Genomic DNA, 16,353 nt, shown 5'->3' with positions numbered 1-16,353 from the left:
TATGTACGATCTGAATAATTTTGGATTGAGGGAAATGACCTATTGCCAGAGAGAATTACGTCAAGCCGGGGAGGATGCTGGCACGATGGAAGAAGCGGCGAACCGCATCGTCCAGTTCTTGTATAATAACCTGATAGATGGCGAGACGGGTGAGAAGGCTTGCGAACTGGTGCGCTTTTTTAAAACGCACGATTATGCCGATCTGGATGAACGCTTGAAGGAAATCTCCCGCAAGGCGCTGAAAGCCGAAGATGCGCCAGCGAATTTAAAGTGCTTGACGCTTCTGGCATCGATGGGCGCCAAGGAGGAATGGAATTCTCGAAAAACGTCTGAAGGTCATCAGGCGATACCCTTGCCGACTGCAGACTTTGTCAACCGTCTGCCAATGGTTTCCAATTTATTCAAACAATTGGGTTTGGAAATTGGCGACGTGATCACGCCCCGCATTGATTTTTTTCTGGATAAGAATGAAGACAGTTACGGGGTTTTTTATGTGAGCGATGCGATCGATTCTGAGATGATTCCCGATCAGGAGAATTTCGTTAAGCCGAGAGGTATCCAATCTGTTTTGGGTTTTGGCGGCATTCTCCCTTCGGGCAATATTTTTACGACGCTCATGTTTTCTAAAGTTCCTATCACTCAGGCTACCGCAAATTTATTTGCAACCTTGGCCTTGTCGGTTGCCTATACGATAACTTCTTTTGAAGATAAAGTATTCAACGACGCTTAACAAAGTAGAAGCAATGGACGACCCCAAACTATTAAAATCACAGATAAATTCGCTGAAGAGATTGCTTGAGGTTCAGGAGGAAACGGTCCTTGAGCAAATGGATCAACTGGACAAGGCCCTGCGGCGGAATAAGCTGATTCTTAATTCTGCGGGAGAGGGCATCTATGGCCTGGATGTGCAAGGGAACACGACTTTTGTTAACCCAGCAGGCGCCAGGATGGTGGGCTACACGCCTGAAGAAATGATTGGAAAACCGCAACACGCCTTGATCCATCATACTTTTCCGGATGGGACTCCTTACCCCAGAGAACAATGCAATATTTACCTGGCCTTCAAGACAGGCAAGACCTGTCAGGAAAACAAGGAAGTTTTCTGGCGCAAAGACGGAAGCTGTTTTCCCGTTGAGTATGTGAGCACGCCGATTTACGAGGGAGCAAAGATTGTTGGGGCCGTTGTCACCTTCAAAGATATTTCGGAGCGCAAGGAAACAGAAATCCGTTTGCAAAGGGAAACGGATATCATCAGCCTCCTGCAGACAATCGGGGACAAGGCGAACAAGGATTTGCCGGTAAAAGAAGTCCTGATTTATGCCATGGAGCAAATTTGCGGATTGATGGGCTGGACGGTGGGTCATGTGTACTTATTGTCGAGTCCCGATTCGGAGATTCTGGAACCAACAGGCTATTGGTATTCGCCGGATCTCTCCCGCTATGCAGAATTCAAGCGCGTTACGGATTCCACCACTTTCCAGCCGGGAATGGGCTTGCCGGGAAGAGTGATGGAAAGCAAAAAAGTAGCCTGGATTTCCAACGTGCAGATGGATGATAATTTTCCTCGCAACAAGCGGTCAAATAATCTGTTGGTCAAAGGCGGATTTGCATTGCCCATATTGATTCAGCGAGAGGTCGCAGGCGTTCTGGAATTTTTTTCCGAAGAAATTTTTCAACCGGAGAGTAGTGACAGGGACCGTGTTTTTCAGGACGCGCTTTCCCAGATTGGCACTCAGTTGGGAAGGGTGTTGGAGAGACAACGATCTCAGGAAGAAACATTGAGGGCGAAGGAAATCGCGGAATCTGCCAACCAGGCGAAGACAAACTTTCTGTCCAATATGAGCCATGAGATACGCACTCCTTTGAATGCGATTCTCGGCTACACGCAAATCCTCAGAAAAAATGAGTCCCTGGATGCAGAGACACGGGACGCGTTGAAAACAATTCAGTCGAGCGGAAGCAACCTTCTGAATTTGATCAATGAGATTCTTGATCTTTCAAAGATTGAAGCTGGAAAAGTAGAACTGCACCCGGTTGATTTTGATCTGTACGAACTCATAGACGGCCTTTCCAGAATGTTTGAATTGCGTTGCAGTGAAAAAGCGATTGAGTGGATTGTCAGCGGCGTGAACCAGAGTTGCATCGTTTATGGCGACGAGGGAAAAATCCGTCAGGTTTTGGTCAACCTCATTGGCAACGCCGTGAAGTTCACCGATTCGGGCAAAGTGGAACTGAAGATAACGACTCTGGGGGGCGATGAGTATCAGTTTGATGTGACTGATACGGGACAGGGAATTCCTAAAAACCACCAACAAGTTATCTTTGAGCCGTTCCGACAGGAAGATGAAGGAATAAAGAAAGGCGGCACCGGCTTGGGTTTGGCCATATCGCAAAAGCAACTTCAACTCATGGGGGCGGATCTGGACCTGGAATCTGAATTGGGGAAAGGCTCTCGATTTTATTTCAAGATTCATCTTCCTCAATCCTCAAAAACGGAATTGGAGAAAGCCGAAGATTTTGACAATGCGGTGCGATTGTCTGCGGGATGTCATGTGAAAGCGCTGGTGGTGGATGATATCAAGGAAAATCGCGATGTTCTGAGATTGTTCCTCGAACACATCGGAGTCGAAGTGAGTTGCGCAGAGAATGGTCTGGAAGGTTTGGAGGCTGTTCGTAAAGATCCTCCCGATATTATTTTCATGGATATGAGAATGCCCGTTATGGATGGCGAGGAGGCGATTAATAAAATCGTCGAAGAACATGGGCGAGACAGGTTCAAAATAGCCGTGATCACGGCTTCGATTTTTGGATTTCAAGAGGGTAAATTTAAGGATTTGCCTTTCGATGACTTTCTTTCCAAACCCTTTCGAGACGAACAAATTTTTTCATGTTTGAAAAAACTGTTGAATGTTGATTTTGAGTATAAAGACGAATCGGAGTTGGAATCGCCTGCGGAATGTTTTGACTTGTCCGACATTTCCTTGCCTGAGGATTTGCTGAACCGACTCAAGATCGCGGCTGAGACCTATAGCATTACCGAACTGGAGAAGGGTCTGGCGGAATTACCCCCCGAAACTGAAGGCGTTGACCAACTGAAAACGAAAATCGACGGGCTGTTGAAAAGTTATAATATGGCCGGAATTTTAGAACTCCTGCAAGATGTGTCCCATTCCTCCTGAAGCTTCGTGATCTGCGGGAGCGTGGGGTCTTATTGAGCGCCTGCCGCTTGCAGTAGGTTTGCAATTTCTGAAAATCCCTCGCGCCGCGCATGTTGAAGCGGCGTCACTCCATCCTTGTCAGCGATATTCAGTTTGGCGCCTGCCGCTATCAGCGCTCGAACAATTTCCTGGTGTCTGGGACCTCCGTCGCTCAGCACAATCGCTTCGAGCAGAGCGGTCCATCCCAGATGATTCACATGGTCGATATCCATATCCGTTTCAAGCAAGAGTTTGACCGCCTCCACATGACCGCGCTCGCAGGCCGGTATCAGTGCGGTTCCGCCGTAGCGATTGTACAGGCTGAAATCGGGATTGGCTTGCAACATGCGTTTCAAAATCTCCAGCGAACCGTTCGCGCCCGCTAGAAGAAAAGGGCTGTCCAGTATCAAATCCTGTTCATTGATGTCTGAACCCGCATCGATCAGCAAGAGCGCCGCTTCCACATGCTCTCCCGCCACCGCCGTCAGCAGGGCGGTTCTCCCGCGCGCGTCCTTGCTATTCAGGCTCGCGCCCTCATCGATCAATCGGCGAAGCGAGGCGACGTCGTTGTCAGCCGCGGCCTGTATCAGTTCCCGGTCTTTAGCATTCATGGGAATGCCCCATTCCGCAAAAAGCAGTAGAGCGGCTACGATTCCAATGCACAGCGCCGAAAAGCGGGTCGTTCGAGACATGATGTAAGGTCCAAGGGTTTCATTTAAGGATTCATACTCCCCCATAGTGTAGCAAAAAAATGAATGTTCGCTAAACGCAGAGAAAGTCAGCGCTACAATAACTGAGAGCATTCATTTCGGTGAATAGTTTATTGGCAACCCATCGCGCATTTTGCTAGGATTTCAAATCGTATCTTTTAATCACAGGAATAACGAATGAGCGACTCGCACGGCGCGCAAGCGAAAGCCTACTGGAAGGAAACCATCCGACTCGTCCTGTCTCTTCTGGCGATCTGGTTCACCGTTTCTTTTGGGATGGCGATCCTGTTTGTCGACGAACTCGACACAATCCGCCTGTTCGGATTCAAACTGGGATTCTGGATGGCCCAACAAGGCTCCATCTATTGTTTCGTGATCCTCATATTCGTCTACGTCCGGCAGATGAACAAACTCGACCACAAATACTCAGTGGATGAAGACCGCGACGAGTTCATACCCGACGAAGACTATTACCCCGAACAAGACAGGCGCGAGTAAAACGGATGGACGTTCAGACCCTCACCTTTATTTTTGTCGGAGCCTCCTTCGCGCTCTATATAGGAATCGCCATCTGGTCACGCGCCGGAAGCACCGACGATTTTTACGTCGCCGGAGGCGGCGTGCCGCCGCTCGCAAACGGCATGGCGACCGCCGCCGACTGGATGTCCGCCGCATCATTCATTTCCATGGCGGGGATCATTTCATTCGTCGGGCGCGACGGCTCGGTCTATCTCATGGGCTGGACCGGCGGCTATGTCCTGCTCGCCCTGCTCATCGCCCCCTATCTGCGTAAATTTGGAAAATACACCGTGCCCGACTTTGTCGGCGACCGCTACTATTCCGACGCCGCCCGGCTGGTCGCCGTCGTCTGCGTGTTGTTCGTATCCTTCACCTACGTCGCCGGGCAGATGCGCGGCGTCGGCATTGTGTTCTCGCGTTTTCTGGAAGTCGATATCAACACCGGCGTGTTCATCGGAATGGGCATCGTATTTTTTTACGCCGTACTCGGCGGCATGAAAGGCATCACCTACACGCAAGTCGCGCAATACTGCGTGCTGATGTTCGCCTTCCTCGTCCCCGCGATATTCATTTCGCTATTGATGACCGGCAACCCCGTGCCCCAACTCGGCTTCGGCAGTACGCTCGCGGACGGTTCCAACATCTACCTGCTCGACAAACTCGATCACCTTTCCGAAGAACTCGGCTTCGGCGTCTACACCAGCGGCGCCAAATCCACCATCGACGTCTTTTGCATCACCGCCGCCCTCATGGTCGGCACCGCCGGACTGCCCCATGTCATCGTCCGCTTTTTCACCGTGCCCAAAGTGAGAGACGCCCGCATCTCCGCAGGCTACGCCCTGCTATTCATCGCGTTCCTTTACACCACCGCGCCCGCCGTTGCCTCCTTCGCCCGCGTCAACCTGCTCAACACCGTAGACAACGCCGCTTACGAAAGCGCCCCCGACTGGTTCAAGAACTGGGAGAACACCGACCTCATCGCCTGGGTCGATAAAAACGAAGACGGAAAAATCCAGTACCTCGCCGGAAGCGCCTTCACAGGCAAGCCCCAGTTCATCGAAGAACGCGGCGCAAGAGGCGAAAGGAAAATTTCCAACGCCCTCAGCGAAAATCAAAACGAACTCTATATCGACCGCGACATCATGGTGCTGGCCAATCCCGAAATCGCCAAACTGCCCAACTGGGTCATCGCCCTCGTCGCCGCAGGCGGACTCGCCGCCGCGCTCTCCACCGCCGCCGGATTGCTCCTGGTCGTGTCCACCTCCATCTCGCACGACCTGCTGAAAAAGATGGTCATGAAAAACATTTCCGATAAACAGGAACTGCGCTTCGCCCGCATCTCCGCCGCCGTCGCTATTATGATCGCCGGATACTTCGGGATCCATCCCCCCGGCTTCGTCGCGCAAGTCGTCGCCTTTGCCTTCGGCCTCGGCGCCTCGTCCTTCTTTCCCGTCATCCTCATGGGAATTTTTTCGAAGCGCATGAACCGCGAAGGCGCCATCGCCGGCATGCTCAGCGGTCTGAGCTTCACCGCCAGCTACATCGTCTATTTCAAATTCATCAACCCTGCCGCGAACACGGCGGAACACTGGTGGTTCGGCATCTCCCCCGAAGGCATCGGAACATTGGGCATGCTCCTCAATTTCGCCGTCTCCGCTCTGGTGAGCCGCCTCACCGCCCCGCCGCCGCAAGAGATTCGGGATATGGTCGACGATATCCGCATCCCCCAAGGCGCAGGCGCCTCCTACCATCACCACCTGAAGAAGTAAGTCTTCCTGCCGGTTCAATTTCGACTCTCCTCATAGGGGAAATAAAGAGGGTTGTCGGATTGCATAGCAGACAAAAAAAGGGTTTACGCTCTTCAGCGTAAACCCTTTTCTTATTTCATGGGCCCACCAGGACTCGAACCTGGGACCGACCGGTTATGAGCCGGGGGCTCTAACCAACTGAGCTATAGGCCCGAAACTTTCTTTAACCTTCGAGGAAGCTTCGCAGTTTCTTACTGCGGCTGGGGTGGCGCAGTTTGCGCAGGGCCTTGGCTTCGATTTGTCGGATGCGCTCGCGCGTTACCGAGAAATCCTGTCCGACTTCTTCCAGAGTATGCTCTGAATCCAGCCCGATGCCAAAACGCTTGCGAAGCACTTTTTCTTCGCGCGAGGCGAGGGTGGACAGCACCTTGAGGGTTTGATCCTTGAGGTTCTTTTTGACCACGGCGTCGATGGGGGACATGATCTTTTTGTCCTCGATGAAATCGCCGAGGTGGCTGTTCTCTTCTTCGCCAATCGGGGTTTCCAGTGAAATGGGTTCCTTGGCGATCTTGAGGACCTTGCGAACCTTCTCGACGGGGAGGGCCATTTTCTTGGCGATCTCTTCCGGCGTCGGTTCGCGTCCCAATTCCTGAACGAGGTGTCGGGAAACGCGGATGAGTTTGTTGATGGTTTCGATCATATGCACCGGAATACGAATGGTGCGGGCCTGATCGGCGATGGCGCGGGTGATGGCCTGGCGAATCCACCAGGTGGCGTAGGTGCTGAACTTGTAGCCGCGTCGGTATTCAAATTTGTCGACGGCTTTCATCAGGCCGATGTTGCCTTCCTGAATGAGGTCGAGAAATTGCAGGCCGCGGTTGGTGTATTTTTTTGCGATGCTGACGACGAGACGCAGGTTCGCTTCGGCCAGTTCGCGTTTCGCGGTTTTATCTTTAACGCGACCGCGGGCGATGGCGCGAACTGTCGCCAGCAGTTGGTCTTTGGAGGTGGAGGTTTCTTTTTCGATTTTCTTCACCTTGCGTCGACCGCTTTGCGCCATTTTGATGTGGTTCTCATACTGCGCTTTGGTGATCAATTTACCTTTTTTGGTCTTGTAGGATTTCTTTTTGGTCCAGTTGTTGGACAGTTTTTTGATGTCTGCCAGGGATTGACCGAGTTCTTTTTCGAGCTGGCGTTCCTGTTTGCTGGCTTCGCGGAACTGAGCGGCGACTTCGTAGATTTTTTCGATGATGCCGTCCATCACGTCGTTGCTGAGGTTGGTTTCGTGGATGAGCTGTTCCATAGCTTCCTGTTGTTCTACCAGCTTCTTGTCCCAGGTGGCTTTGGTTGCTTGTGAAATTCGCGCGGCGCCGAGTCGTTCAAGAACCTTGTTGAGTTTCTGGCTCTGGGTTTTGATACTGCGAACGGTTTTCTGAAATTTCTTGATCTCGTCTTTATCGGAGACGACTTTTCCCTCTTCAGCTTCGACGGCTTTGATGATATCAAAAATGCCGATCTCGCCGGTTTTGACCTGTTCGCCGAGCGCTTCGATTTCTCGGACGGTGATGGAACAGTTGGCGACGGCGGAAAGCACTTCGTTTTGCCCTTCTTCGATCAGCTTGGCGATGGTGACTTCGCCTTCGCGGGTGAGCAGGGAAATGGTGCCCATCTCGCGCAGGTACATACGGACGGGATCGTCGATATTAGCAGAATCGGTTTTAGTTGCGACTTCGTCGTCGGAGGAGGAATCCTGATCGTCGTCGTCGCTGTCGCCTTCTTTCGAGGCGATCAGTTTTTCGCCTTTCGCGGCGTTGTCTACGATGACAATATCGTTCTCTCCAAACAAGTGCATCAGGTCGTCGATCTGCTCTGGAGCCACCACGTTGGCGGGAAGCACGTCGTTCACTTCCTCATACGTCAGGTAGCCTTTTTCCTTCCCTTGCGAAATCAGTTGATTGATTTCTGCGACCTCTGTGATCTTGTTATCGTTTGCCATTGGCGGTTTTTCTCCTTCGTAGGGTCTTCTGGGTTGCTGTTTACGTTTTAATCGTTGTTCACCCTGCTTTGAGGGCGGTTTCCAAATTCCTGAGTTTGATTTGTAATTCCCGCGACTCCTGCATCTGCCCGGCTTCGAGGGCGTGATTGCGTTGTCGCTTCAGTTCTTTAATCGCTCCTTCTGCGGCGCTTCGCTTGACGGCTTGTATGCAGTCTGCGGCGGCGCGTTCCTGATCTTCAAATTCGATCGGCGCCAGGCCGATTTGCGTGATCTGTCGGGCCGTTTCGGGATCTTCCGCCTTGTCGAGCGCGCGATCCAGAAGAACGGGGACGCTGGCGTCGATCATTTCATAAACGACCTGGGCTATTTGCCGCAACTGCGGATCCTGAAATTCCCCGACGGAAACGCGCGATCGTATCGTGCGAAGCGTCGTTTCATTGCCGGACATGAGCAAATGAATCAGATAAAGCTCTGGATTGGGCGGCGCCGTTTGCGTTTCTTTGGGAAGCTCGGGTTGGGGGCGCGTTGAATGAAATTTCTTCCTCAACTCAGACATCAGCGCGCGCTCATCCAATTTTGCTTTTTCCGACAAAAACTTGGTCCATTCCACGCGTTCCACAGAATTGCTGATTTGAGCAATCAGCGGAAGAACCCGTTTTGCGACATTTGCGCGCCCATTTGGGCTAGATGTGTCCTCCTGAGCAATGGCCTTTATAATATAAGATTCAAGAAATGGCTTTGCGTTCCTAACTTCTTGTAAAAAACTTTCTTTTCCAAATTTCAGGATATAAGAATCGGGGTCGTGTCCATCTGGCAGGCAGAGGATTTTCACGTTCATGCCCTGGCTCAGTAGCAGGTCGAATCCTTTTTCGGCGGCGGCCTGGCCGGCGGCGTCTGAATCGAAGACGAGGGTGACGTTGGTTGAAAAATTCTTCAAAAGCTGGATTTGCAGAGGCGTCAGAGCGGTGCCGCAGGTTGCGGCGACATTGAGAATATCGTTCTGAACGGCGCGCATTTGATCGAAATAGCCTTCGACCAGCAAGGCGTGATTCTCTCGTCGAATCGCGGTTTTTGCGATGTCGAGGCCGAACAGGAATTTACTTTTCTTGTAGAGCGGCGTTTCCGGCGAATTCAGGTATTTGGGAATGTTGTCGTCGCTGATGGCGCGTCCGGCAAAGCCGATGATAACGCCTTGCATGTCTTTCAATGGAAAAATCACGCGGTCGCGGAAGCGGTCGTAATAATTATTGCGCTCGGCGCTTTTTTTGAGAAGCCCGGCGTTTTCCAGAAAATCGAGATCGGTGAACTGTTTTTTTTCAAGATTTTGTTGAAGAGCGGACCAGGCGGAGGGGGCGTAACCGATCTGGTAGCGCGCCAGCAATTCCCTGTCAAAGCCGCGTTTTTTCAGGTAGTCGAGCGCTTTTGAGCCCATTTTCGGGTCGGACAGACAGTTTTCATAAAATTGCCGGGCCTGTTGGTTGACCTTGCGGATTTTTTCTTTCTCCGAGGGTTCGGATCCGATGGAACCTGCGTCGCTTGGAGAAGGAATGGTGACATGAACTCTCTGGGCCAGGTTTTGTACGGCTTCGAAGAAGGAGAGGTCTTGCGTTTCCATGACGAAGCGAAACACATTGCCGCCGGCCCCGCATCCAAAACAGTGGTAGACCTGCTTGTCCGGGCTGACGGAGAATGAGGGCGATTTTTCCGAATGGAAAGGGCAAAGCCCTTTCATGGAATTGCCGGCTTTTTTGAGTTGCACCACGTCGGAGATGATTTCAACGATATCGGCTCTGGACCGAATCTCATCTAGAATATGGTCGGGGATGCTGTGTTTCACTCGTGATTCCGTTGTGTTATTTGCCGGGAAAACCGGATGATTCTTTAAGAGTGCGGCTGAAAATCTGAAGGGCTGTATTCAGCCGTTCAAAAATTCGAGAGCCAGAGATTTAATAGCGGCGCTATCCGCTTTTCCTTTAAACTCGGGAATCGCAATTTTCATCACTTTCCCCAAATCCTTGGCGCTCGCGGCGCCGGATTCATCAATGATGACTTGAATGCGCGCTCGCAATTCTTCTTCCGAGACCTGTTCAGGCAAATAATTTTGTAGAATTTCAACTTCCAGTAGTTCTTTTTCGCTCAGGTCGAGGCGCTTGCCTTTTTGAAACAATTCGGCGGCCTCTTTGTTTTTCTTAATCTGGCTGGCAATCAGGGATACGATTTCATCGTCGTCCAATTCTCTCTTGGCTTCGATTTCCTTGTATTTGATTCCTGATCGGATTCCGCGGATGGTATTGAGTTTTAGGGCGTCTTTGTTTTTTTGCGCCGTCTGGAGATCCGCTTGAAGTCGTGCTTTTATGCTCTGCAATGGTTTGAGTCCAAAACTCAAAATATAGGGCGTAAACCCGGTTTTGTCAACACTGGCGTGGGAGATTTCCGTTCTTTTAAGTGAGTTTTATTGAGTGGGGAGCTTTGATGAAAGCATGCCTGGTGAATTGGGGCCTGCCCGGAAAAATCTGAAGCGATATAGTACGCGAAAATTCAATACAGAAGGTGGTTCTTCCGCAATTCCAGAAACGCGTCGCTCTCCTCGCGCCAGGAGTTTCTCATCGCTTCGAGATCGAAGGCTTCCTTGATCCAGCGGGTACGGAATTGATCGTTGCCATAAAGCAGGTCGATGGCGAGTCGGTCGCTGACAAATTCATAGGCTTCGGTGCGCCATGAAAACTTGCTTTCATAGAGATTGCGGATGACATGAATGATGCCGAGTCCCGTTGCGAGAGGCGCGAATCGCTTGCGATCCATGACGTGGATCTGGACGCCGCCGCAGACCTGGCCGGACCATTTCTGGAACATGGGCTTGAAATAATGCGGGCGGAAATAGACTTCGGACAGGCGCAGGGACTGGAGGGCTTTGGCCAGTTTGTGGGCGTCGATGAAGGGCGCGCCAATCTGTTCGAAGGGCAGGGTGGTGCCGCGTCCTTCCGAGAGGTTGGTTCCTTCAAGCATGCACATGCCGGGATAGACGGTGGCGGTGGACAGGGTGGGCATATTGGGCGAGGGCGGGGTCCAGGCCAGACCGGTCTGGTCGAACCAGTGTTCCCGCTTCCATTGCGACATGCTGATGACGGTCAGGTCGCACTGGATGTTGAATTCTTTGTTGAAGAGTCTGGCGAGTTCTCCTGCCGTCATGCCATGCCGGTTGGCGATGGGGTAGCGCCCGACGAAGGAGCGCCATGCGTCGCCCACGCGGTTGCCTTCAACGTCCACGCCGTTGATGGGGTTGGGGCGGTCGCAGACGATGATGGGGATGCCCGCCTCGCCGCATCGTTCCATACAATAGGCCATGGTGTAGATGAAGGTGTAGTAGCGCGAACCGATATCCTGAATGTCGAAGATCAGGCAATCCAGATCCTTGAGGTCTTCAATGCGGGGCGCGAGCGACGATTCCTCCTGACCGTAGAGGCTGATCACGCGCAGTTGGGTGGACGGATCAACGTCGTCGTCTACGGAGATCATGTCCTGGTCCACGCCGTACAAGCCGTGTTCCGGCGCGAAGAGTCGCTTGAGCTGAAGGTCTGGAAGTCTGCGTATGGCGTCGATGGCGTATTCGCCGGTTGCGGTTCGGCTGGTCTGGTTGACGACCAGCCCCACGCGCATGCCGGGCAGGTAACGTTTGGGTTCTGCTATCAGACGATCTATACCGGTCAGGAGAGGAAGCATTGCGACTCTGGGTGGAGTGTGGGACTAGGTGAATTTAAAACCTTTGTTCAGGACGACGAGGTTGGATTCCGGGTCTACAAAAAAACGGTTTTCGTCTTCGTCGATGTCGTAGCCGATGGTTGTGTTGGGCGGTACGGTGACGTCCTTGTCGATGATCGCCATGTTGATCTTGCAATTTTTTCCGATGTTGACTCGATCCATGATGATCGAATTTTGCACCAGAGAGCCTGACTCGACGACGACTTGTCGGCAAATGATGGAATCTTCCACTTTGCCGCCGCTGATGATACTGCCTTCCGAAACGATGCTGTTGAGAGCATGGCCGCAATGGTCTTCATCGTTGAATATGAATTTTGCGGGCGGACTGTTCGCCAAAGTCGAGCGGATGGGCCATTCGTTATTGTAGAGATTGAAAACGGGGGAGATGCTTTTCAAATCCATATTGGCTTCCCAGAATGATTTCAGCGTGCCCACATCTCTCCAGTACCCGGTTTCCCTGGGGTGCGATCCGGGAACCTTGTTGGAGGCGAAATCATAAGCATAGACGCGGTCGGTCTTGAACACTCTGGGCAGAATGTCTTTTCCAAAATCGTGCGAAGAGTCGAGGTTGGAAGCGTCGTCATACAGATTCTTGATGAGAAAATCCGTGTTGAAAATATAGTTTCCCATGGAAACGTAGGCCATGTCCTGTTGCGAGGGAATGGGCTTGGGGCGTCCGGGTTTTTCCTTGAAGCCGACGACGCGGTGTTTCTCGTCGGTCTGCAAAACGCCAAAGGATTTCGCTTCCTTGATGGGAACGGGAATGGCCGAAACCGTCATGTCGGCTTTTCGTTGAATATGAAAATCGATCATTTGGCGAATGTCCATCTGGTAAATATGATCGGCGCCAAACACCAGAATCATATCGTAGCCTTGATTTTCAAACAGGTTGACGTTTTGGTAAATCGCGTCGGCGGTTCCCCGATACCAGCTTTCGCCGGTTTGCTTCTGCGCGGGGACGGGCAAAATAAAATGGTCGGGCAACAGGGAACTGAAACGCCAGCCCTCTTGCAGATGTTCCGTCAGGGATTGCGATTTGAACTGGGTGAGAACGTAGAGGGAATAGATTTTTGAATTGATGAAATTGCTTAAAACAAAATCTATGATTCGATATTTCCCGCCGAATGGGACGGCGGGTTTGGCCCGTTGGCGGGTCAGGGGAAACAGGCGGCTTCCTTCGCCCCCGGCCATGATCATACCCAGAATTTTCATGATTCAAAGGAGAGTTGAGTGTATTTGACTGAACACGGAAAAAACAGGCCCGTTTAATGTGACGAAGGATATCACAAGGGGAAACGAATGTTAATGATTGTCTTGCGATAAAAAAAGGCCCCGGTCGGATGACCGGGGCCTTCGATACAGCTGAGTTGCGGGGCAACTTACATCATGCCGCCCATACCGCCCATGCCACCCATACCGCCCATGCCGCCCATACCGCCGGCGGGGCCATGTGCATGACCATGGTCGTCTTTGTCTTCCGGCAGATCGGAGATCATCGCTTCGGTGGTCAGCATCAGTGAAGAGATGCTTGCCGCGTTTTGCAATGCGGTGCGAGCCACTTTTGCAGGATCGATGATGCCGGCTTTGATCATGTCAACGTACTCGTCGTTGCGCGCATCATAACCGTTGGAACCTTTCAGGCCCTTGACCTTCTCGGCGATGACGGTGCCTTCGAGGCCCGCGTTGAGAGCGATTTGACGAATCGGTTCTTCCAACGCGCGACGGATGATCTTTACGCCGAGCATGTAGTCGTGCTCGCCGGTGATCTTGTCGAGAGAGGAAAGGGTGCGCAGGAATGCAACGCCGCCGCCGGGGATGATGCCTTCTTCAACCGCCGCTCGGGTCGCGTGCAATGCGTCTTCAACGCGCGCTTTCTTTTCCTTCATTTCCGTTTCCGTCGCCGCGCCTACTTTAATGATAGCGACGCCGCCGACCAGTTTGGCGAGACGTTCTTGAAGTTTTTCGCGATCGTAATCGGAAGTGGTCTCTTCGATCTGATTGCGGATTTGCTTCACGCGGCCTTGAATGTCAGAGGCTTTGCCTTTGCCGTCGACGATGGTGGTGTTTTCCTTGTCGATGGTGACGCGCTTGGCTTTACCGAGATCGTCGAGGGTGACGTTTTCGAGTTTCACGCCAATGTCTTCCGTGATGACTTTACCGCCGGTCAGGATGGCGATGTCGTTGAGCATGTCCTTGCGACGGTCGCCAAAACCCGGAGCCTTGACTGCAGAGACGTTCAGGGTGCCGCGCAGTTTGTTGACAACCAGAGTCGCCAGCGCTTCGCCTTCGATGTCTTCAGCAATGATCAAGAGGGGTTTGCTTCCTTTTGCGACGAGTTCCAGAAGCGGCAACAAGTCTTTCATGTTGGAGATTTTTTTCTCGTGGAGCAGGATGTAAACGTCTTCCATCGCGCATTCCATACGCTCGGAGTCAGTCACGAAGTAAGGGGAGAGGTAACCGCGATCGAACTGCATGCCTTCCACGATTTCGAGAGCCGTTTCCATGCCTTTTGCTTCTTCAACGGTGATAACGCCGTCTTTGCCGACTTTATCCATCGCTTCAGCGATGATGTCGCCGATTGCGGTGTCGTTGTTAGCGGAGATGGTGCCAACCTGCGCGATTTCGGTTTTGTTGCGAGTCGGTTTTGCTTGCTTGCGAATTTCTTCGATGACTTTAACGACTGCATCTTCAATGCCGCGTTTGATATCCATCGGGTTTGCGCCTGCGGTTACGTTCTTCATGCCTTCGCGGAAAATCGCCTGGGCCAGAACCGTTGCCGTCGTCGTACCGTCGCCGGCATTATCGGAAGTTTTGCTGGCCACTTCGTTGACCATCTGCGCGCCCATGTTCTCAAAAGGATCTTCCAACTCGATTTCCTTGGCAACGGTCACGCCGTCTTTGGTGATGGTGGGAGAACCGAATTTCTTGTCGATGACCACGTTGCGGCCTTTGGGACCGAGGGTCAGTTTAACGGTGTCAGCCAGCTTGTTGACGCCGGACAAGATTTTGTGTCGCGCATCCTGATGATAAATAATTTGTTTCGCCATTGAGTCCATTCTCCTTAGTATTTAAAAATTAACTATTAATTTGAGTTCTTAACAGGGTTCCGCTGGAGCTTTTAGTCAATGACTCCCAGAACGTCGTCTTCTCGCATCAGAAGGTAATCTTCGCCGTCTACTTTGATTTCGGTGCCGGCATATTTGCCGTAAAGAACCTTGTCGCCCACTTTCACTTCGAGTTTAACGGGCTTTCCGTCGTCGCCCACTTTGCCTTTGCCTACCGCTTTGACGCGACCTTCGATGGGTTTTTCCTTGGCTGAGTCGGGGATGATGATCCCGCCCTTTTGAACTTCTTTCTCCAAAATGGGTTGAACCAGAATACGATCTTGAAGAGGTCGGATTTTCATTAAAGTCTCCTTTAAAAAAGTGTTAAAATCCAGGTTGATGGTTTAAATAATGGAAAATATCGATATCATCCAATATTCCCTGATTGAAATATTCAGGAAACACCTTGAAATTTAAGGTTTTATGGGGTGTTTGGATTCGTTTCCGGCGTTTTTCCGTATTTAGCGCTCATTTGAAGAGAGCGCTAACTATATATAATGCCAAATCTTAAATGCAAGGCGGGGGTCAACTTTTTTGAAAAAAATATGAAAAAAACACCAACTAGCGATATTGAAGTGTTTCCGAACCCTTATCCGGGGCGGGAATATGAAATTGATATGGATTGCCCGGAGTTCACCTGCCTGTGCCCAAAAACCGGGCAACCGGATTTTGCGGATATACAGATCACTTATGTTCCGAGGGATTTATGCATTGAGTTGAAATCCCTCAAGTTGTACCTGTGGTCCTTTCGCGATCAGGGGGCTTTCCATGAAAAAGTCATCAATGAAATTCTCGATCATCTGGTCGCGGCATGTCAGCCGGTCTGGATGCAGGTGGTGGGCGATTTCAACGTGCGCGGCGGAATTCATACCACCATCACCGTCGAACATGTGGGCAAGCCGGTGAAGCGGTCTGCGAAAAAAATACCAAAGAAAAAAATCAATTGAGGCGGTTGCATGTTGGTTCGAAAAGGCGAATGCCATCAGTGCGGGGAGTGTTGCCAGTCGGTGAATATGACGGTGGTGCGGGATGTAACGCTCCGGCAACACGGTTCGCTTGACGAACTGAAACGCTACATGCAGTTTCGCGGCATTCGCGTGGTGGGAGAGGATATCGAAAACAATCACCTCTTCTACACGCTCGATGTCCCTTGCTCGGAATGGTCGGATGAAGCAGGGTGCCGGGTTCATGGAACGCCGGAAAAACCCCTGCTCTGTTTGAAGTACCCCACGCAACCGGACGGCATCGAGGCTTGCGGTTATCGCTTCGAGGAGGAATCAATCTTCCCGGAATCGGGGCGTTGAGTTGAACGGTCGTCGC

General features: G+C 51.7%; 14 protein-coding genes and 1 tRNA gene. 6 read left to right on the top strand and 9 right to left on the bottom strand.

Annotated features, from left to right (window positions below; genetic code table 11):
* Position 1: 1 nt before the first annotated feature.
* A complete protein-coding gene (locus tag G3M78_15250; protein QPJ66683.1) occupies positions 2-730 on the top strand; it encodes a hypothetical protein in 729 nt (242 codons plus the stop codon).
* Between the two features lie 13 nt (positions 731-743).
* A complete protein-coding gene (locus tag G3M78_15245) occupies positions 744-3,179 on the top strand; it encodes a PAS domain S-box protein (GenBank protein ID QPJ66682.1) in 2,436 nt (811 codons plus the stop codon).
* A gap of 29 nt (positions 3,180-3,208) precedes the next feature.
* Here G3M78_15245 and G3M78_15240 read toward each other — a convergent pair whose 3' ends face one another.
* Positions 3,209-3,808 (bottom strand): hypothetical protein, encoded by a 600-nt coding sequence (locus G3M78_15240; protein ID QPJ66879.1) that lies wholly within the window; start codon positions 3,806-3,808, stop codon positions 3,209-3,211.
* A 276-nt stretch (positions 3,809-4,084) separates the two neighbouring features.
* On the opposite strand from G3M78_15240, the gene G3M78_15235 reads away from it, so the two are divergent.
* Both G3M78_15235 and G3M78_15230 read left to right on the top strand, forming a co-directional pair.
* On the top strand, positions 4,085-4,405 hold the full coding sequence (locus G3M78_15235; protein ID QPJ66681.1) for a DUF4212 domain-containing protein: 321 nt from the start codon (positions 4,085-4,087) through the stop codon (positions 4,403-4,405).
* A 5-nt stretch (positions 4,406-4,410) separates the two neighbouring features.
* Complete coding sequence (locus tag G3M78_15230) at positions 4,411-6,195, top strand: cation acetate symporter (GenBank protein ID QPJ66680.1); 1,785 nt, start codon at positions 4,411-4,413, stop codon at positions 6,193-6,195.
* Positions 6,196-6,313: 118 nt separating this feature from the next.
* On the opposite strand, the gene G3M78_15225 is transcribed toward G3M78_15230, so the two are convergent.
* From G3M78_15225 to G3M78_15190, 8 genes are all read right to left on the bottom strand, one after another.
* A tRNA-Ile gene (locus G3M78_15225) sits at positions 6,314-6,387 on the bottom strand.
* A gap of 10 nt (positions 6,388-6,397) precedes the next feature.
* Complete coding sequence (gene rpoD / locus G3M78_15220) at positions 6,398-8,170, bottom strand: RNA polymerase sigma factor RpoD (protein QPJ66679.1); 1,773 nt, start codon at positions 8,168-8,170, stop codon at positions 6,398-6,400.
* Positions 8,171-8,228: 58 nt separating this feature from the next.
* Positions 8,229-10,007 (bottom strand): DNA primase, encoded by a 1,779-nt coding sequence (locus G3M78_15215; GenBank protein ID QPJ66678.1) that lies wholly within the window; start codon positions 10,005-10,007, stop codon positions 8,229-8,231.
* Between the two features lie 78 nt (positions 10,008-10,085).
* On the bottom strand, positions 10,086-10,526 hold the full coding sequence (locus G3M78_15210) for a GatB/YqeY domain-containing protein (protein QPJ66878.1): 441 nt from the start codon (positions 10,524-10,526) through the stop codon (positions 10,086-10,088).
* Between the two features lie 182 nt (positions 10,527-10,708).
* The gene (locus tag G3M78_15205) at positions 10,709-11,890 is read right to left on the bottom strand and encodes a DUF1343 domain-containing protein (GenBank protein QPJ66677.1); all 1,182 of its coding nucleotides are present in this window, start codon (positions 11,888-11,890) and stop codon (positions 10,709-10,711) included.
* A 24-nt stretch (positions 11,891-11,914) separates the two neighbouring features.
* Complete coding sequence (gene glgC / locus G3M78_15200) at positions 11,915-13,141, bottom strand: glucose-1-phosphate adenylyltransferase (GenBank protein ID QPJ66676.1); 1,227 nt, start codon at positions 13,139-13,141, stop codon at positions 11,915-11,917.
* A gap of 167 nt (positions 13,142-13,308) precedes the next feature.
* Complete coding sequence (groL, locus tag G3M78_15195; GenBank protein ID QPJ66675.1) at positions 13,309-14,976, bottom strand: chaperonin GroEL; 1,668 nt, start codon at positions 14,974-14,976, stop codon at positions 13,309-13,311.
* Positions 14,977-15,047: 71 nt separating this feature from the next.
* Positions 15,048-15,335, bottom strand: coding sequence for a co-chaperone GroES (locus tag G3M78_15190; protein QPJ66674.1), 288 nt, complete (start codon positions 15,333-15,335; stop codon positions 15,048-15,050).
* A gap of 243 nt (positions 15,336-15,578) precedes the next feature.
* On the opposite strand from G3M78_15190, the gene queF reads away from it, so the two are divergent.
* Both queF and G3M78_15180 read left to right on the top strand, forming a co-directional pair.
* The gene (gene queF, locus G3M78_15185; protein QPJ66673.1) at positions 15,579-15,980 is read left to right on the top strand and encodes an NADPH-dependent 7-cyano-7-deazaguanine reductase QueF; all 402 of its coding nucleotides are present in this window, start codon (positions 15,579-15,581) and stop codon (positions 15,978-15,980) included.
* 9 nt (positions 15,981-15,989) lie between these two features.
* On the top strand, positions 15,990-16,337 hold the full coding sequence (locus G3M78_15180; GenBank protein ID QPJ66672.1) for a hypothetical protein: 348 nt from the start codon (positions 15,990-15,992) through the stop codon (positions 16,335-16,337).
* The last annotated feature ends 16 nt before the right edge of the window (positions 16,338-16,353 follow it).

The sequence above is a fragment of the Candidatus Nitrohelix vancouverensis genome (genome assembly GCA_015698305.1).
Lineage (GTDB): Bacteria > Nitrospinota > Nitrospinia > Nitrospinales > VA-1 > Nitrohelix > Nitrohelix vancouverensis.
This window is presented reverse-complemented; position numbering and strand designations above follow the sequence as displayed.

Coding starts and splice junctions, on each gene's coding strand:
- glgC (QPJ66676.1), bottom strand. CDS start 13,141: ATGAAAATTCTGGGTATGATCATGGCCGGGGGCGAAGGAAGCCGCCTG.
- rpoD (QPJ66679.1), bottom strand. CDS start 8,170: ATGGCAAACGATAACAAGATCACAGAGGTCGCAGAAATCAATCAACTG.
- G3M78_15205 (QPJ66677.1), bottom strand. CDS start 11,890: ATGCTTCCTCTCCTGACCGGTATAGATCGTCTGATAGCAGAACCCAAA.
- G3M78_15180 (QPJ66672.1), top strand. CDS start 15,990: ATGTTGGTTCGAAAAGGCGAATGCCATCAGTGCGGGGAGTGTTGCCAG.
- G3M78_15230 (QPJ66680.1), top strand. CDS start 4,411: ATGGACGTTCAGACCCTCACCTTTATTTTTGTCGGAGCCTCCTTCGCG.
- G3M78_15250 (QPJ66683.1), top strand. CDS start 2: ATGTACGATCTGAATAATTTTGGATTGAGGGAAATGACCTATTGCCAG.
- G3M78_15190 (QPJ66674.1), bottom strand. CDS start 15,335: ATGAAAATCCGACCTCTTCAAGATCGTATTCTGGTTCAACCCATTTTG.
- G3M78_15245 (QPJ66682.1), top strand. CDS start 744: ATGGACGACCCCAAACTATTAAAATCACAGATAAATTCGCTGAAGAGA.
- groL (QPJ66675.1), bottom strand. CDS start 14,976: ATGGCGAAACAAATTATTTATCATCAGGATGCGCGACACAAAATCTTG.
- queF (QPJ66673.1), top strand. CDS start 15,579: ATGAAAAAAACACCAACTAGCGATATTGAAGTGTTTCCGAACCCTTAT.
- G3M78_15240 (QPJ66879.1), bottom strand. CDS start 3,808: ATGAATGCTAAAGACCGGGAACTGATACAGGCCGCGGCTGACAACGAC.
- G3M78_15235 (QPJ66681.1), top strand. CDS start 4,085: ATGAGCGACTCGCACGGCGCGCAAGCGAAAGCCTACTGGAAGGAAACC.